The sequence below is a fragment of the Caproicibacter sp. genome, from assembly GCF_046707225.1.
Taxonomy (GTDB): Bacteria; Bacillota; Clostridia; order Oscillospirales; family Acutalibacteraceae; genus Caproicibacter.
Map to the genome: position 1 here is coordinate 177,990 of NZ_JBJKOP010000036.1, position 20,647 is coordinate 198,636.

At 50.2% G+C, this 20,647-nt stretch carries 24 protein-coding genes; 23 read left to right on the forward strand and 1 reads right to left on the reverse strand.

Annotation, left to right across the window (positions count from 1 at the left end; genetic code table 11):
* Window positions 1-157 precede the first annotated feature (157 nt).
* From ACLQ3M_RS10015 to groL, 16 genes are all read left to right on the forward strand, one after another.
* Window positions 158-1,921, forward strand: a complete 1,764-nt coding sequence (locus ACLQ3M_RS10015; protein ID WP_411677543.1) for a polysaccharide biosynthesis C-terminal domain-containing protein — start codon at window positions 158-160, stop codon at window positions 1,919-1,921.
* A 47-nt stretch (window positions 1,922-1,968) separates the two neighbouring features.
* The gene (gene mazG, locus ACLQ3M_RS10020) at window positions 1,969-2,700 is read left to right on the forward strand and encodes a nucleoside triphosphate pyrophosphohydrolase (protein ID WP_411677544.1); all 732 of its coding nucleotides are present in this window, start codon (window positions 1,969-1,971) and stop codon (window positions 2,698-2,700) included.
* A 47-nt stretch (window positions 2,701-2,747) separates the two neighbouring features.
* Window positions 2,748-3,023: an HU family DNA-binding protein gene (locus ACLQ3M_RS10025; protein ID WP_066642400.1), complete on the forward strand. Its 276-nt coding sequence runs from the start codon at window positions 2,748-2,750 to the stop codon at window positions 3,021-3,023.
* A 76-nt stretch (window positions 3,024-3,099) separates the two neighbouring features.
* On the forward strand, window positions 3,100-3,360 hold the full coding sequence (locus ACLQ3M_RS10030; protein ID WP_066642398.1) for an RNA-binding S4 domain-containing protein: 261 nt from the start codon (window positions 3,100-3,102) through the stop codon (window positions 3,358-3,360).
* A gap of 57 nt (window positions 3,361-3,417) precedes the next feature.
* Window positions 3,418-3,696 (forward strand): sporulation protein YabP, encoded by a 279-nt coding sequence (gene yabP, locus ACLQ3M_RS10035; RefSeq protein WP_411677545.1) that lies wholly within the window; start codon window positions 3,418-3,420, stop codon window positions 3,694-3,696.
* A 14-nt stretch (window positions 3,697-3,710) separates the two neighbouring features.
* On the forward strand, window positions 3,711-4,271 hold the full coding sequence (gene yabQ / locus ACLQ3M_RS10040; RefSeq protein WP_411677546.1) for a spore cortex biosynthesis protein YabQ: 561 nt from the start codon (window positions 3,711-3,713) through the stop codon (window positions 4,269-4,271).
* Complete coding sequence (locus ACLQ3M_RS10045) at window positions 4,225-4,527, forward strand: FtsB family cell division protein (RefSeq protein ID WP_411677547.1); 303 nt, start codon at window positions 4,225-4,227, stop codon at window positions 4,525-4,527. Before yabQ ends, ACLQ3M_RS10045 begins: the two co-directional genes overlap by 47 nt.
* Before the next feature lie 32 nt (window positions 4,528-4,559).
* Window positions 4,560-5,003, forward strand: coding sequence for a S1 RNA-binding domain-containing protein (locus ACLQ3M_RS10050; RefSeq protein ID WP_411677548.1), 444 nt, complete (start codon window positions 4,560-4,562; stop codon window positions 5,001-5,003).
* 54 nt (window positions 5,004-5,057) lie between these two features.
* Window positions 5,058-6,236 (forward strand): amidohydrolase, encoded by a 1,179-nt coding sequence (locus ACLQ3M_RS10055; protein WP_411677549.1) that lies wholly within the window; start codon window positions 5,058-5,060, stop codon window positions 6,234-6,236.
* On the forward strand, window positions 6,224-7,066 hold the full coding sequence (locus ACLQ3M_RS10060) for a fumarate hydratase (RefSeq protein ID WP_411677550.1): 843 nt from the start codon (window positions 6,224-6,226) through the stop codon (window positions 7,064-7,066). The genes ACLQ3M_RS10055 and ACLQ3M_RS10060 overlap by 13 nt, the downstream gene beginning before the upstream one ends.
* Before the next feature lie 86 nt (window positions 7,067-7,152).
* A complete protein-coding gene (gene hpf, locus ACLQ3M_RS10065) occupies window positions 7,153-7,683 on the forward strand; it encodes a ribosome hibernation-promoting factor, HPF/YfiA family (RefSeq protein WP_187036265.1) in 531 nt (176 codons plus the stop codon).
* 75 nt (window positions 7,684-7,758) lie between these two features.
* Entirely contained in the window at window positions 7,759-8,880 is a 1,122-nt protein-coding gene (locus ACLQ3M_RS10070) for a THUMP domain-containing class I SAM-dependent RNA methyltransferase (protein WP_411677551.1), read from the forward strand.
* Window positions 8,881-8,913: 33 nt separating this feature from the next.
* Window positions 8,914-9,306, forward strand: coding sequence for a DUF6483 family protein (locus ACLQ3M_RS10075; RefSeq protein WP_411677552.1), 393 nt, complete (start codon window positions 8,914-8,916; stop codon window positions 9,304-9,306).
* Entirely contained in the window at window positions 9,306-10,235 is a 930-nt protein-coding gene (locus ACLQ3M_RS10080) for a diacylglycerol/lipid kinase family protein (protein WP_411677553.1), read from the forward strand. The genes ACLQ3M_RS10075 and ACLQ3M_RS10080 overlap by 1 nt, the downstream gene beginning before the upstream one ends.
* A gap of 122 nt (window positions 10,236-10,357) precedes the next feature.
* Window positions 10,358-10,642, forward strand: a complete 285-nt coding sequence (gene groES, locus ACLQ3M_RS10085; RefSeq protein ID WP_411677554.1) for a co-chaperone GroES — start codon at window positions 10,358-10,360, stop codon at window positions 10,640-10,642.
* A gap of 42 nt (window positions 10,643-10,684) precedes the next feature.
* Window positions 10,685-12,316: a chaperonin GroEL gene (gene groL / locus ACLQ3M_RS10090; RefSeq protein WP_411677555.1), complete on the forward strand. Its 1,632-nt coding sequence runs from the start codon at window positions 10,685-10,687 to the stop codon at window positions 12,314-12,316.
* 108 nt (window positions 12,317-12,424) lie between these two features.
* Here the strand turns inward: groL and ACLQ3M_RS10095 are convergent, their stop codons facing one another.
* On the reverse strand, window positions 12,425-14,107 hold the full coding sequence (locus ACLQ3M_RS10095; protein WP_411677556.1) for a M3 family oligoendopeptidase: 1,683 nt from the start codon (window positions 14,105-14,107) through the stop codon (window positions 12,425-12,427).
* A 194-nt stretch (window positions 14,108-14,301) separates the two neighbouring features.
* Between ACLQ3M_RS10095 and ACLQ3M_RS10100 the strand changes: the two genes are divergently transcribed.
* The 7 genes from ACLQ3M_RS10100 to ACLQ3M_RS10130 all read left to right on the forward strand — a co-directional run bounded on the left by ACLQ3M_RS10100 (window position 14,302) and on the right by ACLQ3M_RS10130 (window position 20,523).
* A complete protein-coding gene (locus ACLQ3M_RS10100; RefSeq protein ID WP_411677557.1) occupies window positions 14,302-14,592 on the forward strand; it encodes a hypothetical protein in 291 nt (96 codons plus the stop codon).
* Between the two features lie 30 nt (window positions 14,593-14,622).
* Window positions 14,623-14,805 carry a hypothetical protein gene (locus ACLQ3M_RS10105; protein WP_411677558.1) on the forward strand — a complete coding sequence of 61 codons (183 nt, stop codon included), beginning with the start codon at window positions 14,623-14,625 and terminating at the stop codon, window positions 14,803-14,805.
* Between the two features lie 76 nt (window positions 14,806-14,881).
* Window positions 14,882-15,922, forward strand: coding sequence for an ABC transporter ATP-binding protein (locus ACLQ3M_RS10110; RefSeq protein WP_411677559.1), 1,041 nt, complete (start codon window positions 14,882-14,884; stop codon window positions 15,920-15,922).
* A 21-nt stretch (window positions 15,923-15,943) separates the two neighbouring features.
* Entirely contained in the window at window positions 15,944-16,885 is a 942-nt protein-coding gene (locus ACLQ3M_RS10115) for a carbohydrate ABC transporter permease (protein ID WP_411677560.1), read from the forward strand.
* Between the two features lie 14 nt (window positions 16,886-16,899).
* Window positions 16,900-17,724, forward strand: coding sequence for a carbohydrate ABC transporter permease (locus tag ACLQ3M_RS10120; RefSeq protein WP_411677561.1), 825 nt, complete (start codon window positions 16,900-16,902; stop codon window positions 17,722-17,724).
* Window positions 17,725-17,795: 71 nt separating this feature from the next.
* Entirely contained in the window at window positions 17,796-19,109 is a 1,314-nt protein-coding gene (locus ACLQ3M_RS10125; protein ID WP_411677562.1) for an ABC transporter substrate-binding protein, read from the forward strand.
* 103 nt (window positions 19,110-19,212) lie between these two features.
* Window positions 19,213-20,523: an alkaline phosphatase family protein gene (locus ACLQ3M_RS10130; RefSeq protein ID WP_411677563.1), complete on the forward strand. Its 1,311-nt coding sequence runs from the start codon at window positions 19,213-19,215 to the stop codon at window positions 20,521-20,523.
* Window positions 20,524-20,647 lie beyond the last annotated feature (124 nt).

Consider the following 20,647-nt stretch of genomic DNA (forward strand, 5'->3'; position numbering starts at 1 on the left):
TTCGGCTGCCTTTTGCGGCGGTTGGCCGATCATTCGGGCCGGAGGGTGTAAAACCCTCTTTTTTTATTTTCATAGGCTCTTGAAACCCGCAGTATAATATCTTATAGTTTATTTGTTTGTTAAGTAAGTGACCGATCTTGGAAACGGATGTGTTGCAATGGAACATAGGAGAGCCTCCGCTGTTAAGCGGCAGAGTTTTCTTCACGGAGCCCTGATCCTGATGGTTGCGATGGCTATTGAGCGAATCATCGGCGCGTTGTTTAAGATCCCTTTGACCTGGATTTTGACCCCGACCGGAAACGGCTATTTTTCCAACGCCTATTCTCTTTACGCTCCGTTATACAGCCTGGCAACGGCGGGCTTCCCGATCGCGATTTCACGGCTTGTTTCGGAAAACACGGTGCGCGGGCGGTTCCGCGATGTGCGGCAGATTCATCGGGCGTCCATCCGCATTTTTTTGGTTCTCGGACTTTTGTCGTTTTCCATCATGTTCTTCGGCGCGAGGCCCTACGCCAACTTTGTGCTCAGCGGAAATCCTGACAACGCGCTGCTGGCGATCTATGTGCTGGCTCCCGCGGTTTTCTTTACCAGCATGATGTCGATCTACCGCGGGTACTACGAGGGCCTTCGCAACATGTACCCGACCGCCATTTCCGAGGTCATCGAGGCGCTGTGCAAGCTGATTTTCGGGCTTTCCGCCGCGGCCTTCATCGTTTGGAAAGGGATGCGGGAGTACGCCGCGGCCGGAACGGTGTTCGGCGCCGCGGTCAAATCGGAAGATTATGCGAAGCTTGCCACGCTGCCGTATGCCGCCGCGGGCGCGATTTTCGGCGTCACGCTCGGCGGAATGATCGGCTTCCTGTTTCTCTGGTCCTATCACCGCATCAACGGCGACGGCATTTCCCGCGAGATGCTGATGCACTCCCCAAGGCCAAGGCCGATGCGGGTGACTTCCTCTCAACTGATCCGTACGGCGATTCCGGTTGCTCTCGGATCTCTCGCAGTGAACCTCTCCACTTTGGTGGACAGCACGTTCCTGCAGATGAGAATCAAGGATATTATGGACAGCAGCCCGGATGTTCTGCTCAACATGTACCGGGGAATTATCCCTCAGTCGGATATCCAGCTGAATCTGGTTCCGTCTTTTTTGTTCGGCTGTTTCAGCAATGCGACGCTTCTGTTCATGCTGGTGCCTGGAATCACGCAGGCGCTTGGAGTCAGCGCGCTGCCCAACGTAACGGCTGCCTGGACGCAGGGGGACCCGAAACGGATCAAGCACAGCGTTGAATCTGTTCTGCGTATGGTGACGCTGATTGCGTTTCCGGCCGGCATCGGGCTCTCAATGCTTTCCACGCCGATTGCCCGCCTGATGTTCCGGGCTCAAAATGCGCCGGAGATTACGGGTAAAATTCTGATTGTCCTTGGCCTCGCCGCAATTTTTGCTTCCATCAGCACACCGATCAACAGTATGCTGCAGGCGATTGGCCGGGTTGACCTTCCGGTAAAACTGCTGGTTGTCGGGCTGGTGATTAAAATCGTCCTGAACTATACGCTGGTCGGAATTCCCGAAATCAATGTCATGGGCGCTGGAACCGGCACCTTGGTCTGCTATTTCCTGATCACCTTCCTTGCCCTGTATTTTCTGATTCGGGAAACAAAGGTGATGCCGAATCTGTTCACGATTTTTGTCAAGCCGCTGCTGGCGTCCGGCATTAGCGTCGGGGTCGCTTGGGCACTTCAGAAATTCGCGGCAAAGATCATTCCCGCGGACTTCGCAACCATCCTTGCAATCCTGACCGCCGCGTTTCTTTATCTTTTCTTGATCCTTTGGTTCCGCGCGCTGAACCGGCAGGATATTATAATGCTGCCAAAGGGACAAAAAATTGTGAAAATACTTGAAAAACGTCATTGGATAAGGTAGAATAAAAGCGGGTTTCCAGAGTATGACAGAGCAGGAGATAGAAAGAATTGTATTTTCAACTTAAAGAAACATATACTATAGGCGATCTGTTAGATATTATGGAAATTCTTCGGTCCCCGGGGGGATGTCCGTGGGATCGTGAACAGACCCATCAAAGTATCCGGAACAATCTTCTGGAAGAAGCCTATGAAGCTGCGGAAGCGATCGACACAGATGATAAGGTGCTTCTTCAGGAAGAACTGGGGGACGTGCTTCTTCAGGTTGTTTTTCATTCCAGAATGGAAGAGGAAAACGGCGGCTTCTCCTTTTCGGATGTTGTCGACGGAATTGTCAAGAAACTCATTCTCCGCCATCCTCACGTTTTCGGGAACGGAACCGCTCAAAACAGTGAAGAGGTTCTTCTAAACTGGGAAGCAATCAAGAAAGAAGAAAAAGGCCGCAGTACCGAAACACAGGTGCTCAGGGGCGTGTCCAAGGCCCTTCCCGCACTGATGCGCGCTCAGAAGGTTTGCAGAAAGGCTGCGAAAGCGGAAGGCAAGCCGCAAAGCCTTGCAGGTGCGTTGGAGGCCCTGCAGGAAAACGCGAAGCAGGCGGCTCTTTCCGCTGAAACCGGACAAAAAGAGGAGCAAATGGAAAAACTGGGTCGGCTTCTGCTCTCCATAGCAGAGCTTTCGGGTATTCTGCAGTTGGAAGCCGAACAGGCTTTATCAGAAGCCTGCGACCGGTTTATCGAGAAGTTTGAAGAACGGGAAAACAATCCGCCGACAGGAATTGATTGAAATTCTCAGCGATTGCTGTTGAATAATAAAAAACGGAGGTCAATAATATGAATAAAACTGAATTAATCTCTGCTGTTGCTGAAAAGGCCGGGCTTTCGAAAAAGGATGCCGACAATGCTGTAAATGTAATGCTCAGCACCATTGTTGATACGGTAGCCAAAGACGAAAAGGTCCAGATCGTGGGCTTTGGAACGTTTGAGCTTCGCAGCCGCAGCGAGCGCCAGGGCCGCGACCCAAGAACCAATTCCCCCATCACGATTCCCGCGTCAAGAGTTCCGGCATTTAAGGCGGGTAAGGCATTTAAGGATTCAACCTCCATCTAAAATAGATATTTAATTCATTCGGGACTGTAGCAGAGGGTTTCTGTTACAGCCCCGTTGATTTATCGGAAGGAAAACAATGAGACTCGACAAATATTTAAAGGTGTCAAGACTAATCAAACGCCGGACCATTGCGAACGAAGCGTGTGACGCGGGCCGCGTCCTTGTCAATTCAAAACCGGCACGCGCTTCTTATGAAGTCAAGGTAGGCGATCTGATCGAAATCGGGCTGGGATCCCGCAGCATCAGGGCAAAGGTCCTCAGCATCAGCGAGACCGTCGGAAAGGGGCAGGCATCCGACCTGTACCAAATTCTTTCGGAGGGCCCCGCGGAGCATTAGTATATGTCCAACCGCTTTCGCATACAAATGAAACAGTACGAAGCGGGAGGGATAACTTTGGCCGAACAGAAAACGGTGAAAACGCCGCACAGCCTCATCCTGGAAAATCGTCGGACACTGACCGCAACGGGCGTATCCAATGTCGACAGCTTTGACGAACAGACGGTGGTGGCCTACACCGATTTGGGAGAACTGGTCATCCACGGTGCGAATCTTCATATTGATAAACTCAATATTGATTCCGGAGAGCTGACGCTCGACGGAGAAATCACATCCATGTCTTATACGGACAACCGGGCGACGACGGGCGGCTTTTTTACCCGCTTGTTCAAATAGGGGCGTGAGTCGCTTTGGTAACACCTCTTTCTTTTCAGATATTCGGCTTTTCAGCGTCCGTTGCCGCCGGTTTTCTCCTTGGCGCGATTTATGACGTGCTGAGAATCTGGCGGGACTTTTTTCATTCTCAAAAACGCGCGGTTTTTTTTCAGGATTTTTTCTACATGGTATTTTGCGCGTTTTTCTCATTTTTGCTGGCACTTCCTCTTGGCGGCGGCGCGGTACGAATCTATCTTCTGGCGGGGGAAGCCGTTGGCTGGTTTGTTTATTATTTTACCGTCGGACAGGTTACGGCATATCTCTTCCGCGCGATTTCCGGATTTTTGTACCGCTGTTTTTTTGATCCGATAGGCAGACTGCTGAAACGTGTTTCCGGATGGTTTGGGAAAAAAGTGAAGATTGCAGCTAATCTCTTGAAAAAAAAGGGACGGGATTGGAAAAAACGCTTGAAACAGAGGGCAGGAATAGTGTATAATCGTCGTAACGGGTTGCGTCGTAGCAGGCAAAAACGTAAGGTCGTGCAGAGAAATGAAAGTACTAGAAAATCAAAAACCAAAAAAAAGTTTTCTGCTTAGGCTTGCTGTCTTTGTTTTCGGGGCGTATATGCTTGTTGCCCTGGTGAATCAGCAGATTGAAATACGGGGGAAGCGGCAGGAACTTACGGCGGCAAAACAACAGATTCAGATTCAGGAAATTAAAAATGATGATCTGAAACAGGCTTTTAGTACCGGGGCGGACGATGAGCGCGACTATATGGAGCGCAAAGCGAGAGAAGAGCTTAATTACGCCAAGCCGGGCGAGCGTGTTTTTGTTAATATAGCCGGACATTAAACAGCTCTGTTTAAGGAGGAAAACACTTACATATGCAGCTTGAGGTAGGAACGGTTCTGGAAGGGAAAGTTACGGGCATCACGAAATTCGGCGCGTTTGTGGAACTTCCGGGGGGCAAAACCGGGATGGTTCATATTTCGGAGGTCGCACCCACCTTTGTCAAGGAGATCCGCGACTTTGTGTCGGAAAATCAGATGGTCAAAGTTAAAATCCTGAATATTACTCCCGAGGGAAAAATCAGCCTTTCCATGAAGAAAGCCGTGGAGCAAGTTCGTCCCGGTGGCGGCGCGGCGAGGCCGTCCAGGCCGGGCAACTACGAATGGCAGCCAAGCAGAAAAAATGAACCCTCCAGTTTTGAAGACATGATGTCTAAATTCAAGCAGACGAGCGACGAAAAAATGCTTGACCTGAAACGGTGCATGGAATCCAAACGAGGCGGATTTTCGAGGCACGGCGGGTCCAATCAGGCAAAATAAGAATACGGAATTTCTGCGGAGTGTTCGCACTCCGCTTTTTTATTGGAGGCTGTTATGCTTATTTACAACGCGAAAATCCATACCATGGCGGGGGCGGCAATTTCAGAAGGCTCTGTGAGAGTGCAGGATGGTAAGATCAAAACGGTGTCTTCCGGAAAGCTGCCGCAGCTGCCCTGTGAAACGGTCCTTGACCTGCATGGGGCGGGGCTGTATCCCGGCTTTATCGATGCCCACACGCACCTTGGCATGTGGGAAGACGGTCTTACCTTTGAGGGCGACGACGGAAACGAGGAGACCGATCCGGTTTCTCCGCAGCTGAGGGCCGTTGATGCGATTAATCCGATGGACCGCTGCTTTTCAGAAGCACTGGCCGCGGGAGTCACGACGGTGGTGACCGGCCCCGGCAGTGCAGACCCGATCGGCGGTCAGCTGGCAGCAGTCAAAACATTCGGCACGAGAATCGACGATATGATTGTAAAAGCTCCGCTTGCAATCAAAATGGCGCTGGGTGAAAATCCGAAAACCGTTTATCACGGAAAGAACGAGGCTCCGTCCACACGCATGGCGACGGCGTCTCTGATTCGCTCGGAGCTGTTCAAGGCCAGGCGGTATCTGGAAGACCTGGAACGGTCTGAAACGGACGAGGAAACCGATCCGCCGGATTTCGACATGAAATGCGAAGCGCTTCTGCCTGCCCTCCGTCGGGAAATTGAAGTCCATTTCCATGCGCACCGCGCCGACGATATCTACACGGCAATCCGAATCGGAAAAGAATTTAATCTCGATTATGTGGTTGTTCACGGAACGGAAGGATATTTAATCGCCGACGGTCTTCGCCAGGATCATGTGCGGGTTTTGTCCGGCCCGATTCTCTGCGACCGCAGCAAACCGGAGCTGAAAAATCTTACCCCGGCGTCTCCGGGCGTCCTGGCAAAGAAAGGAATTCTAACCGCGATTATCACGGATCATCCGGTTACGCCGATCCAGTACCTTCCGCTCTGCGCCGCACTGGCCGTCAGGGAGGGAATGGACCCATCGGAGGCGCTTGCGGCCATCACTGTAAATCCTGCGAGAATCTGCGGCATCGACAACCGGGTCGGAACGATTGAAGAGGGCAAGGACGCCGACCTGACGGTGTTTGATACGGACCCGCTCCGCCTCGAATCCAAACCGCTTTGCGTGATCGCCGGCGGTCAAGTCGTTTTTGGGGGCGATGCTTTGTGCGCGAAATAGGGGTTCAAAGGATTTCGGAAGAAATCGCCCGGCTTTGTGTACAAGCTAACCGTGTTTTGCCGGAGGACCTGGAAAACTGTATCGCCTGCGCCGCAAAAGAGGAAACCTCCGGGACAGGAAAGCCGATTCTGGAGGATCTTTGCGCTAACCTGCAGGCTGCGCGTAAATTGAACCTGCCGATCTGCCAGGACACTGGGGCCGCCGTTGTCTTTGCGGAAATCGGCCAGGAGGTTCACCTGACCGGCGGCGCGTTTGAAGACGCGGTCAACGAGGGCGTTCGACGCGGTTATCTGGACGGCTTGCTGCGCTGCTCCATGGTTGCCGATCCGCTGCGGCGCGTCAATACAGGAGATAATACGCCGGCCATTCTGCATACGCGGATTGTTCCGGGTGACAAAATAAGGCTTTTGGTGGCGCCCAAGGGTTTCGGAAGCGAAAATATGAGCCGAATCCGGATGTTTACTCCGTCCGCATCAGAGGACGATCTTGTGAATTATGTTGCCGAAACCGCAAAGACCGCGGGGAGCAACCCTTGCCCGCCGATGGTGCTTGGGGTTGGCATCGGCGGCGATTTCGAACAATGCGCGCTGTTGGCGAAAAAAGCGCTCTGCCGTCCGGTTTCTCAGCATAACCCGGACCTGTTTTACGCCGGCTTGGAGCAGAGAATGCTGGAAAAGGTCAACGAGCTTGGAATCGGGCCGCAGGGCTTCGGCGGAAAAACGACTGCGCTTGCGGTAGCGATTGAATGGTATCCGACTCATATTGCGGGTCTGCCTGTGGCCGTCAACGTCGGCTGCCATGTCACGCGGCACGGCAGCGTGACGATTTAAGAGTCTCCTATTCCTTTTTTCAACGGCGTATGTTATAGTATGAATGGTGGATGAATCCTCCAAAGTACGCTAAAGGAGATGTTGTCATGAAGATCACGATTACCGGCAGAAAAGTAAACCTGCGGGATCATTTCAAAGAGCTGGCTGTGAAGAAGCTCTCTCGCTTCGACCGCATTTTCGATGAGGATGCTGAGGCGAAGGTCGTCGTAACGGTGCTGAAAAATCGCCAGACGGTGGAGATTACAGTGCATTCCAAGGGAATGATTTACCGTGCGGAAGCGACTGCCGAAGAAATGAACGATGCTCTGGATGATGTAATCGGCGCGCTTTCCAGCCAAATTCGCAGAAATAAAACCCGTCTTGAAAAGAGAATCCATTTTTCAGCGCTTGATGAAGATTTTCAGGTTCCGGATGACCGTGAGGAATCTGAAGAATATAAAATTGTCCGCACCAAGCATTTTGGTGTAAAACCCATGAGCGTGGAAGAAGCCATCCTGCAGATGAATCTGCTGGAGCATCAGTTCTTTATGTTCCGCAACCAGGAAGACAATCAGATCAATGTTGTTTACAAACGCAGGGACGGCAATTACGGACTGCTTACACCGGACGCGGAATAGCGCCGGAGAAAAAAAGAATACTATGAAAAAAGGGCTGCCGGGCGCGGCCCTTTCTTTCTGAGGAGAGATAATATCATGGAGGATTTTAAACTGGTATGCCCCTGCCTTCTCGGCGTGGAGGGCCTTGCCGCTGATGAAATCAGACGGATGGGAGCGGAAAATGTGGAAGCGCAGAACGGCCGGGTGGTTTTTGCCGGTTCGGAGGAAATGCTTGCGCGGGCGAATCTGTGGTCCCGCTGCGGAGAGCGGATTCTGATTCTGATGGGCGAGTTTACCGCGCGGAGCTTTGAAGAACTGTTTCAGGGAGTTAAGGCCCTACCATGGGAGCGCTGGATTGGAAGAAAGGACGCCTTTCCCGTTAAGGGTTCCAGCTTATCCTCTCAGCTGGTAAGCGTGCCGGATTGCCAGTCAATCGTCAAGAAGGCGGTTGTGGAACGTCTCAAGCAAAAGTATGCTGTTTCGTGGTTTGAAGAAACCGGAACAAAATACCAGATCCGTTTTCTTATTTTAAAGGACAGGGTCAGCCTGATGATCGATACGTCCGGGGAAGGCCTGCATAAAAGGGGCTACCGCGCGAATTCTGCGGTGGCTCCGATCAAGGAAACACTTGCCGCTGCCATGGTTTCCCTTTCCCGCGTCCGCAGGGACGCCCATCTGATCGATCCTTTCTGCGGATCCGGAACCATTCTGATTGAAGGAGCAATGTACGCGCTGAACATTGCCCCGGGGCTACGCCGTAGCTTTGTGGGGGAGGAATTTGCCGGCATTGACGGAAGAGTGTGGCAAACGGAACGAGAGCGTGCGCGCGAGCTGGAGCGGCATGACGTTTCATTTCAGGCACTCGGGTTCGACGTGGACCCGGCAGCGCTCTCGCTCACTCTGGAAAACGCGAAAAAGGCGGGGGTCGGCGACCGTATTCGTGCGGAAAAGCGGGATATTTCGCAGTTCCGCGCGGAAGGCGAGTCCGGCTGCGTGATCTGCAATCCTCCCTACGGGGAGCGTCTGCTTGATTTGAAGCAGGCGCAGGAAATTTACCGCGCGATGGGAAGAACCTTTGAACGGCGTCATTTCTGGAGTTATTCCATCATCAGCCCGGATGATACGTTTGAAGATTGTTTTGGAAGAAAGGCGGATAAGCGGAGGAAGCTTTATAACGGAATGATTCGCTGCCAGTATTACATGTATTTTAAGGCATGATATCACCAAAAAACGTGAAATGAGGGAGTTCAGTTGTTTCAGGAAGATTGGGTCATGCGGCAGATTGAGAGTATCGTTAATTTTCTTACGGAAGCCGTACTGAACAAGAAAACACCGGATTTTGAAATATCAGAGACCGAAAAAAATGATACGGAATGGCTGCATGAACGGCTGCTGAACCTGATCCGCGGGAAACGGATCAATGAGGCAGAAGATCTTCTGTTCGAAAGGCTCGACACGGGCGATCGGCGATATTTGGAACTTGCCGTTGATTTTTATGCCAGGCTGAACAAGCTGGACGGCGATGCGCTTCGCGACAGTGATTTTTCGCGGTCGGAAATCGAAGATGGCCTGAAAGATGTCGCGAGCCGGTTTGGAATCCCTTTGGCTGATTTATTTCAATCCTTGCCCGGGGAGGAGAACTGATGCGGTACGTCATGATTGTCAATCCCGCAGCCGGCAGGCAGAACGCCGCAGAAACAATTTTGCCGGGAATCCGGAAGGCTTTCATCAAACGCGGCTTGAATCCCGTCTGTTACATGACTCGGCGGCCCGGAGAGGCGGCCGAACTGGCGGCGAGAGAGGCGGAAAAGGGCGGTCCGGTCAGAATTTTCGCTTTCGGCGGGGACGGGACCCTTGGGGAAGTTGCCGAGGGCGTCACGGGAAAAAATAATGCGGAGATAGGAATTTTTCCCTGCGGTTCTGGCAATGATTATATCAAACTTTTCGGCTCTATGCAGGATTTCCTTTCACCGGAGCAGCAGCTCGAGGGTGATTCGCGCCCAGTTGATTTAATTCGGACGGAACTCGGAATTTCAATCAATGTCTGTTCTGTGGGGCTGGACGCTATGGTTGCGCTGAATATGGAGCGCCTGAAGCGGGTCCCGCTCGTCAGCGGCTCCGCAGCGTATGATTTGGGGCTGATTCGGGCGCTGTTTGGGCAGATCGGCAGCAACCTTCGTATTCGGATTGACGATTCCGAAGAGTTTCGGGGGTGCTTTTTGTTCGCGCTTGCCGCCAGCGGAAGATATTACGGCGGCGGCTACTGCGGGGCTCCGCAGGCGATCCCCGACGACGGCCTGCTTGATTTTGTCATGATCCGAAAGCCTCCCTTTTACAAAATACCCATGCTGGTTGGCATGTATAAAGCAGGACGCCATATCGGCGCGAAAGAATTCGAAAATTTCCTGCTGTTTCGTCGTGGAATGAAGATGGAAATTTTTTCCGAAAAGCCGGCGGCTTCCAACCGGGACGGGGAAGTCGCGTTGGTGGAAGCCGCAAGCTACCGGGTCCTTCCCCATGCAGCGCGATTTATTGTTCCCCAAAAAGATGCGGTGGAAGGAATTTGTAAATAAATTATTAAATCCTGCTTTTTCTTAAAAAACCTCTTGATTTTTATAAGGGAAGCAGATAAAATAATCTTAGCACTCAAGATGAATGAGTGCTAACAGAAAATAAATACTAAGGAGGATATATTATGACTGTAAAACCTTTATTGGACAGAGTCCTGATTAAAATGGAAGAGGCGGAGGAAACCACAAAGAGCGGTATCATTCTTGCCAGTTCCGCAAAAGAAAAGCCGCAGATCGCCGATGTTGTTGAAGTTGGCCCGGGCGGACTTGTTGACGGAAAAGAAGTCACCATGTATGTGAAAAAGGGCGACCGTGTCATCACCAGCAAATATTCCGGCACGGAAGTGAAACTTGACGGCGTGGATTACACCTTGGTTCGTCAGAGCGATATTCTTGCAGTTGTGGAATAAAGACAGCTTTCATAATATTAAAATATTGGAGGAATCAGATCTATGGCTAAACAGATTATTTACGGCGAGGAAGCCAGAAAAGCACTGTTAAACGGCGTAAATCAGCTTGCCGATACGGTTAAGATCACCCTTGGACCCAAGGGCCGCAATGTTGTTCTTGATAAAAAATTCGGCGCTCCGCTTATCACAAACGACGGCGTAACAATCGCGAAGGAAATCGAACTGGACGACGCGTTTGAGAATATGGGTGCTCAGCTCGTTAAGGAGGTTTCCACCAAGACGAACGATGTCGCAGGCGACGGCACCACGACCGCGACTCTGCTGGCGCAGGCACTGATCCGCGAGGGCATGAAGAATGTTACCGCGGGCGCAAATCCAATGGCGGTTCGCAACGGCATTCAGGATGCTGTCAATATTGCCGTTGAGGCGCTGAAAAAGAATTCCAAAAAGGTCTCCGGCCCCGACGACATTGCGCGTGTTGCGGCAATTTCCGCATCGAATGAGTTTATCGGCAAACTGATTTCCGAAGCGATGGCGAAAGTTACTTCCGACGGAGTGATTACTGTTGAGGAGTCCAAAACGGCCGAAACCTATTCGGAAGTTGTGGAAGGCATGATGTTCGACCGTGGTTATGTCACTCCTTATATGGTAACCGACACCGAAAAAATGGAAGCTATCATTGATGACGCTTACATTCTGATTACAGATAAAAAAGTTTCCAATATTCAGGAAATTCTTCCGCTCCTCGAAAAGATCGTTCAGTCCGGCAAGAAGCTGGTGATCATCGCGGAAGACATCGAAGGCGAGGCCCTCTCCACCCTGATCCTCAACAAACTGCGCGGTACTTTCACTTGTGTCGGCGTCAAGGCTCCGGGCTTCGGCGACAGAAGAAAAGAAATGCTGCAGGATATCGCCATCCTGACGGGCGGCCAGGTAATTTCCTCCGAACTGGGTCTTGAACTCAAGGATGCCACAATGGATCAGCTTGGCCGCGCACGCCAGGTGAAAGTGGACAAGGAAAACACGATTATTGTCGACGGTGCGGGCGACAAGAAACAGATCTCCGACCGCGTCGGCCAGATCCGTGCTCAGATCGAAAAGACGACCTCCGATTATGACCGTGAAAAACTGCAGGAGCGTCTTGCAAAGCTGTCCGGCGGCGTGGCGGTAATCAAAGTCGGCGCCGCGACCGAAATCGAAATGAAAGAGAAGAAGATGCGCGTGGAAGACGCCCTTGCCGCAACCAAGGCTGCGGTGGAAGAGGGAATTGTCGCGGGCGGCGGCATTGCTCTCCTGAATACGATCTCCGAGGTCCAGACCTTTGTCGATCAGTCCGAAGGCGACGAAAAGACAGGCGCCAAAATTGTTCTCCGCGCTCTGGAAGAGCCGCTGCGCCAGATTGCCGAAAACGCAGGCCTGGAAGGCTCCGTCATCATCAATAAAATCCAGAGTTCCGGCAAATCCGGTTACGGTTACAACTTTGAAAACGATCAGTACGGCGATATGATTGCGTTCGGCGTCGTGGATCCGACCAAGGTGACACGTTCCGCTTTGCAGAACGCCGCTTCCGTCGCGGCGATGGTTCTGACAACAGAATCCCTTGTTGCGGATAAGAAAGAACCGGCTCCGGCTGCTGCTCCTGCTCCGGATGCGGGCATGGGCGGAATGTATTAATTCCATCATTTTAAAACAGAAACGGACGCGTGCTTCGCGTCCGTTTCTCTATAAAAATGGGGTAACGTTTTTCACGTTACCCCATTTTTTTATGTCAGAATCTTGTGTTTACGCTTGCTTGTGAAAATAGTCCATTAACTGTTCACTCATGTGCTTGACGCAGCCCTGATCCATCGGGTATCCCAATCCGGAAGCTTTGACAAGCTGTTCATACGTTTCGCTTCCGCCTGCTTTGACGAATGTAAGGTAGCGTGAAAACGAGTCGTCCCAGTCTTTTTCAGAAGCAAGCCAGAATTCCAGCGCCGTCGTCTGCGCGAGGCAATAATCAATATAATAAAGGGGGAAAGAATAAATATGGTGCTGACGCTGGTATCCGCCGCCATCTTCAAAGAAAGGAAGATGATCGAAATCAATCCAGGGACGATATTTGGCTTCAAGGTCTTTCCACACCTGTTTGCGCTCATCCGCAGAAAGGTCTGGTTTCTCATACATGGTAGTCTGGAATTCATCCACGAGGCACCCGTATGGAATAAAGTTGATCGCTTCTTCCAGCTGATAGAGATGAAACTTGTCGGTTTGTTCTTCGAAGAACAGCGGATCCCATTTGCGCGAGAATAGTTCCATCGACATGGAATGTGTTTCCGCGGCGTCCATTGTCGGCGTGCGAAGTTCGAGAAGAGGCATGCTCTGGGATAAATAGCTTGCAAATGCGTGGCCTGCTTCATGAGTCAGAACTTCAACATCTCCGGCCGTGCCGTTAAAGTTGGAGAAAATAAACGGCGATTTATAATCCGGAATTTCCGTGCAGTATCCGCCGCCTGCTTTTCCCTTTTTGCTGTCCAGATCAAACAGTTCATTTTCTACCATAAAGTCAAAGAACTCTCCGGTCAAAGAATTCATTTCGCGATACATTTTTTGTGCCTGTTTGACCAGAGTCTGACGGTCGCCCTTCGGGTTTGGGTTGCCATCCGGAAACAGAGATTTGTCATCGTAAAACTTCAGGTCGGGCAGTCCCAGGCGTTTCGCCTGGCCCTTTTTGATTTCAGTAATCACGGGAACAAGGTCTTTCGCAACCTGGTTGCGGAACTTCTTTACTTCATCCGGGCCGTAGCAGTTGCGCCCCAAACGGTCGTACCCCAGCTGAACGTAGTCCTTGTAGCCCAGAATTTTTGCCTGGCTGGTCCGGTTCTGAACGAGTTCATCATAGATTTCATCCAGCCGTTTTGAATTCTCAATAAAAAAGCCGGCGGTTTTTTCCCATGCCGCTTTTCTGGTCGGCCTGTCCGAAGAAATCTGATACTTCTGAATTTCTGACAAGTTCAGCGTTTCACCGTTAAATTCGATCTTCGCGGAGGCAAGCAGCTTCTCATACTCCGTAACCAGCGCATTTTCCTTTTTCTTCAGATCGATAACGGCAGGCGAAAAAGACCGCATGGATATTTCCAGATTTTTAAAAAACAGCTTGCCTGTTTTCTGCTCCAATTCCGGGCGGAATTTGGAGGCGACGATCACTTTATAAAAATTCTGAACGGATTCTTCAAATACAGGATTGTTGGAATCGAAAAACGCTATTTCTTTTTCATAGAAAGGGTCCACCGTGTTAATGCTGTTGCGAATATAGGCAACCGTTCCCATCGACTGGAAATTGCTGCTGAGCTTTTCATGCCGAAGAATCAAATCGTACTGCTCGGATGCATTCGAGCATTCGGAAAACTGTTTGGTAATCTCGCTGTATTGCTTCCGCATTGCATCCAGATCGGGACGTTCATATTTCATGTCGGAAAATTTCATTTTTTTGCTCCTTTATTTTATTATTTCAGAATATAATTTCGATATTTCTATTATATAACAGTATTGATCAAAAGGAAAGAGATGGAAGTGCGAAACGACAAAAAAGCATGATCATAAAAAACGGGCATATAATGGCAATAAAGGCTGAGTTCAGACTCTCGTAAACCGAACGAAAATCGGAGGGGGAAATCGGTATGAACGAATTTTTTGCATGGTCAACTCTGGTTACTTTTACCGGCTGTTCCGCGGCAACAGGCATTATAACGCAATTCCTGAAAAATTCATTCCAGAAGCTGCCGACGCAATGGTTGAGCTATTTTATTGCCGTCATCATTCTTTACGCGGCTACATACTTTACGGGCGCGCTGACGCTTTCCGCGGCCGCGGCGATTCCGCTTAACGCAATTCTCGTCGCGCTTTCGTCAAACGGGGCGTACAGCGCCGTCCTGAGAGTAAAGACCGGCAAGCCGGTTGATAAAGCTTGAAATCTTTTGCTGTAATTTGCCCGCAGAAGATTGGGTAAAGTCGATACGCTAACAGCACTTTGCTTGCAAGGTGCTGTTTTTGTTTTGTTTACCGAAACCACCGGCGGGGCTGGTGAGATCGGTTGGGATTGCGCGGCTTTTAACCGTCGGTCTGCACCCCGACTTGCGGCGGGTTTTTCTAAAGCAAACTTTGGTAATTTAATCAAAAGATAAATAAATAAGGACCGACTTTTTACAAAGGTCTGGTATTGTATCAGTGTTCGTGCTGATGGAATAAAGGAGGCTCTCAATGGATAAAATTGAACTTTGCAATATTACAAAGGCGTATGCGAAAAATCCCCCTGTAATAGAAAACCTGAACCTGAAAATTTCCGAGGGCAGCTTCACGGTCCTGCTGGGGCCTTCCGGCTGCGGAAAATCCACAATTCTGAGAATGATTGCCGGGCTGGAAAAGGAAACGGCCGGCGAGTTGCTGATCGACGGAAAAAATGTCAGCGGCGTAGAACCCGGAGACAGGCACGTTGCCATGGTATTTCAAAACTATGCTTTGTACCCGACCATGAATGTGAAAGAAAACATTGAGTTTGGTTTAAAAAATTTGAAAATACCGAAGGCGGAGCGGGAAAAACGAATTCAGGAAATTGCAAAGATGGTTGGGCTGGGGGAATACCTGTCCAGAAAACCTCAGCAGCTGTCCGGCGGGCAGCGCCAGCGGGTGGCGCTTGCAAGGGCGATTGTAAAAAAACCCGCCGTGTTTCTGATGGATGAACCGCTTTCCAACCTCGACGCCAAATTGCGGAATCAGATTCGTACGGATTTGATCGAGCTTTACCGGAAACTGAACGCTACCTTTGTGTATGTGACGCACGACCAGGTGGAGGCCATGTCGATGGGAACGGATATTGTCCTTCTGGAAAAGGGGGAGATTCGGCAGATCGGCAGTCCGCCGGAAATTTACGGAAAACCGGAAAATGTTTTCACGGCAAGATTTATCGGCTCGCCATCAATGAATATTCTGAGCGCCGAGGAACTGAAAAAAGCGGATCTCCCGGTCCCTCCGAAAGCGAAATATGTAGGTTTCCGCCCGGAAAAAGCCTCCATCGGCGGGCGGGAAAAAACACCCCGTGAAAACGAGGTCGCTTTGCAGGGAACAATTCTTGCACGGGAAATGCTCGGGGATCAAATTCTTTACAAAGTGCAGTCGCCGTTCGGCGTGTTCCATGTCAAGAGCTTTGAACTGCAAATGCTGGAATATGGAACAAATTCGGTTTTGATTAAAAACAGCGATCTTTTTTATTTTGATGAAGAAGAGAACAGAATGGTCTGTTAAGAGGAAGGAGGGTGAAAATTCATGGAGACAAATTATGCGCTGAACAGAAGAGTGAGAACAAATGCGGCGGTGTCGAAGGAATCCGGCGCCGGAAAGGTCGGCGCGAAATTGCTGCCCTATGCGATGGTTGCCCCATCTATAGCGGTATTTTGCGTATTTATTCTGTATCCGATCGGCTATATGATCTACCTCAGCTTTTTTCATTGGAACCTGATCGGGCCTAAGACGTTTATCGGTCTTGAAAATTATCTTGACCTGTTCCACGACGCGGATTTCTGGCAGGTGATGGGGAATTCCTTTCTCTATATGTTTCTGATGGTCGCGTTCTCGCTGATGATTCCTCTTTTGCTGGCATTTGCTCTCAAGCAGGACACAAGGCTGAACAAATTTCTGCAGGGTGTGCTCTTTACCCCTTACATCGTATCTCTCGTATCGATTTCTTATGTGTGGATGTGGATGATGGATTCGGATTACGGCCTGATTAACTATCTTCTGCATTTGCTTGGCATGTCCCCGGTGGGCTGGCTGAGCGACCCAAGCGTCGCCCTGCCGTCTCTGATCTTTGTTTCGGTATGGAAAGGAATCGGCTACAACACGATCATATTTATTTCCTCAATGGAAACAATTCCTCAGTATCTTTATGAAGCCGCAAACCTTGACCACGCGAAAAAACGCACGGTCTTTTTCAGGATAACGCTTCCGATGATTTCACCGACGATTTTCTTTCTTACCCTGATGAATATTATTTCTGCGTTCAAAGTGTTTGAGACCGTGAATCTGATGACGCAGGGCGGCCCCCTGAATTCGACGAATACGCTGGTCTACGACATTTATCAATACGGGTTTCAGTTTTATAAAATCGGTTACGCTTCCGCAATGGGCGTTGTTCTGATGGGAATCATCGGAATCTGCACCGTGCTTTATTTTCGCGCGCTCAGCCGGCGCATTCATTATCGATCATAAATGAGGAGGCAGATATGAAAAGAAAGGTTTTACGACCTGCAGTCCGGGTCCTTGCCGGCCTGATTCTCGTCCTGATCTTTTTCGCGCCGTTTTACTGGATGGTGTTAACTTCCCTGAAAACGCTCGGCCAGACCTTGAAAATGCCGCCGGATTTTTGGGTGTCCGACCCGCAGTGGCGGAATTTTGCGGAAGTAATGAGGAGAATCCCTTTTTTCTCCATGCTGAAAAACAGTATCATTGTAACAATCGGGATTTTGGTTTGCCAGTGTCTTACGGTAATTCCAGCAGCGTATGCTTTTGCCCGGTTTCAGTTCAGAGGAAGCTCTTTTCTGTTTGGGCTGACTCTGACAACCATGATGATTCCTGCTCAGATGATTTTTCTGCCGCTTTTCCTGATGTTCAGCAAAATGCAGATGATCAACACCTATGCCAGCCTAATTCTTCCGTCGGCCAGCAGCGCATTTGCAATTTTTATGATGCGTCAGACTTTCAAGCAGGTTCCGGATGAAATTGTGGAGGCGGCGCGGCTGGATCACGCGGGCGAGTTTAAAATCATGTGCAGAGTCATGCTGCCCATTGCCAAACCTACGGTGGTAACTTTGGCGCTGATTACTTTTATCGCCACCTGGAACGATTATTTCTGGCCGCTGGTGCTCACGACCAAAGACACGGTGCGAACCCTTCCGGTTGGAATTACCGCTCTTCATCTGGATGAGGGAGGAATTGACTACAATGTTCTGATGGCGGGGAACGTTCTGCTTGTAATTCCGGTGATGATCGCTTTCTTTTTTGCCCAGAAACAAATTATTAAAGCGTTTACCTACATCGGTGACAAATAGTGCCGCTGCCGCCGATAGGCGTTTTGACGGCGTTATTATAGAAAATGTATTTAAAAATCAGGAGGGAAACAATGAGGAAAATTATCTCGGCTTTACTTTGCGCGGCCATGATGGTGTCCGCAACAGCCTGCTCTGCCGGCACCGCGGATACCGCTGGCAGCTCCGGTCAGGGCTCGAAGGATCCGTCGGGTGCAAGCCCGACTAAAATCACATTCTGGTATGCCTGGACCGACAAAATACAGGAGAACAATGTAAATTTGGCCAAGCAGTTTAACGAGACGGTTGGAAAGAAAAAAGGGATCGAAGTGGACGCACAATATCAGGGGAGTTATGACGACGTTCACCAAAAGCTTCAGGCAGCATATGTATCAGGTTCCACACCGGCCGTTTCCGTAATGGAAATCTCCTCCATAAAAAGATTTGCTCAGAACGGCGTGATTGAACCGTTAAGTCCCTACATACAGCAGGATGGGGTCGATATGAATGATATTTATCAGGGACTTTTGCAAAACTGCAAGGTGGGTGACACTTGGTACGGACTGCCCTATCTGAGAAGCACTCCGATTCTCTATATGAATACCACTCTGCTGAAAAAAGCGGGGCTTGATCCCAGCGGTCCGAAAAACTGGGGGGAATTGGCCGATTACTGCAAAACGATCAAGGAAAAAACGGGGGCTTACGGCCTGTCGATGTATTCCTATATCTGGACGCTGGAAGCGTTTTTTCTGGAAAACGGCACCTCTGTTTTAAATAAGGACGAATCGGCGACAAATCTTAATACGGATCAGGGAAAATATGTGCTGAAGTATTTCAGGGACCTGATTGATAAAGGAGATGTCCGCTGCGTGGCGGGCGCTGATTCCAGCAAGGTGGACGCGGATTACATGAATCAGAAGTGCGCGATGTGGTTTGCTTCCACGGCAAACCTCAGCAAAACTCTCAGTGTCGCGAAGCAGAATCATTTTGAGGTGAATACCTGCTATATTCCCAAAAATGTTCAGTACGGCGTTCCCACGGGTGGATGCAATCTGGTCATGACGACGAAAATCTCTGAAAAAGAAAAGAAAGCTGCCTGGGAATTTATCAAATGGATGACGGACACGGAGCAGTCTGCCTATGCAAGTAAATACACCGGATATGTTACAAGTCGCAAAAGCGCAACCAAAACTTCCACCATTCAAGACCTTTATAAGACAACTCCGCAGTTTAAGGTGGCTCTTGATCAGTTGAACGATTGCAGCGTGGGCCGCCCGATGAATCCCGGATATACAGAGGCCAGCAAGGAGCTGGTCAACGTGATGGACGCAGTCTGGGTCAACGGGGCGGACATCGATTCCACAGTGGCAAAAGAAGAAACAAAGATCAACCAATGCCTGAAAGGGTAATTCCTGTGCGCCTTGTGAGTCTGATAACCCGAAACAGCGGGAGCGGTTGCGGAGTTTATAAATAATCTGAAACGCCGGTAAAACGGCAGAAGTGGAGCCGGTCATGCCAAAAAAATTAGTAGTATTGTCTTTCGATGCCCTGCAGACGGGCGACCTGGATTTACTTTCAGGCCTTCCCTGCTTTTCGCGGATTTTAAAAAAAGCCGCGGTCGTGAAAAATGTCCGGGAAATCTATCCCACGCTTACCTACCCGATTCACACCACTATGATTACCGGAGTGCATCCCGACCGTCACGGCATTACACACAACCAGAAAGCCCGGATCAATCCGGATGACCCCGATTTCAGCATCATGGGCTCGGACTGGTACTGGGAAAAGGAAAATATTAAGGTGAAGACGCTGACGGACGCCGTCTGGGAACAAGGCGGCAGAGTTGCCACAGTGCTCTGGCCTGTAACGGCGGGGGAGAAGAGAGGCTACAATCTTCCCGAAATCTGGCCCGTAAGGGGCCGGGGAGAGGACCCGAAATCGGTGTATGAGAAGGCTGCTTCCGATAATGTTATGAGCGATTATTACGACCGTTTTGTTGGGCATTACAACTGGTCCGATAATGAGGATATGTGCTATTACGGCGTTGAAGTCGCTCTCGACCTGCTGAAAACCCAAAGGCCGGATCTTCTCCTGTGCCATGTTGTGATGCTGGACCACACGCGCCATTTGTACGGCGACCAAGGAAATGAAGTAAACGACTGCCTCCGCGAGCTTGACATCATAGCGGGACGCTTTGTTAAGGCCGTCCGGGAAGCGGGAGAATGGGACAACACGAATTTTGTGATTCTTGGGGACCACGGTCAGATTGATATTGAAACTGTTTTCAATATCAATTCTGTGTTCAAAGACATGGGACTGATTCGTACCGATGGGAAAGGAAAGGCGGTGGATTATGACGCTTATAGCTTTTCCGCCGGTTTCTCCGCACAGATTTTTCTGAACGAACCGAGAGACCCTCAATGGATTCAAAAAGTATACCGCGTTCTTGAGGAAATCAGAAGAAAGTATCCGCGGTATCTGGAACGGATTTATACTGCGGAAGAGTCGGAGGCGGAAGAACAACTGCGGGGCGGCTTTTCCTTTGTTTTGGAAGGAACGGAAGGGACGCTTTTCGGCAATGATGTCTCTGTTCCCGCCGTCATTTCGACCGACTCACCTTTGTTTCAGTTCCACAGAGCGATGCATGGCCATCACCCCGATAAAGGGGATAAGCCGCCGTTTTTGGCGTTTGGGCCCGATATTCTGCCGGGGGTTTGGCTTGACAGCGGGAATATGATCGATGTTTGTCCGACTTTTGCAAAACTGGTACGGGTCGATCTGCCCGCGATGGAGGGGAAGCCTTTCCCGATTTTAAAGGCTTAACCTTCTAAGCTTCGCCGATGAGAAACAGAAAGCCTGAGGTTTGCTTTTTTGCATGTGGCGGAGAAAAACAAGAGTAAGGGACCGTTGTAAAACAGCTTTGATAAAAAACAATGCACAAAAATGC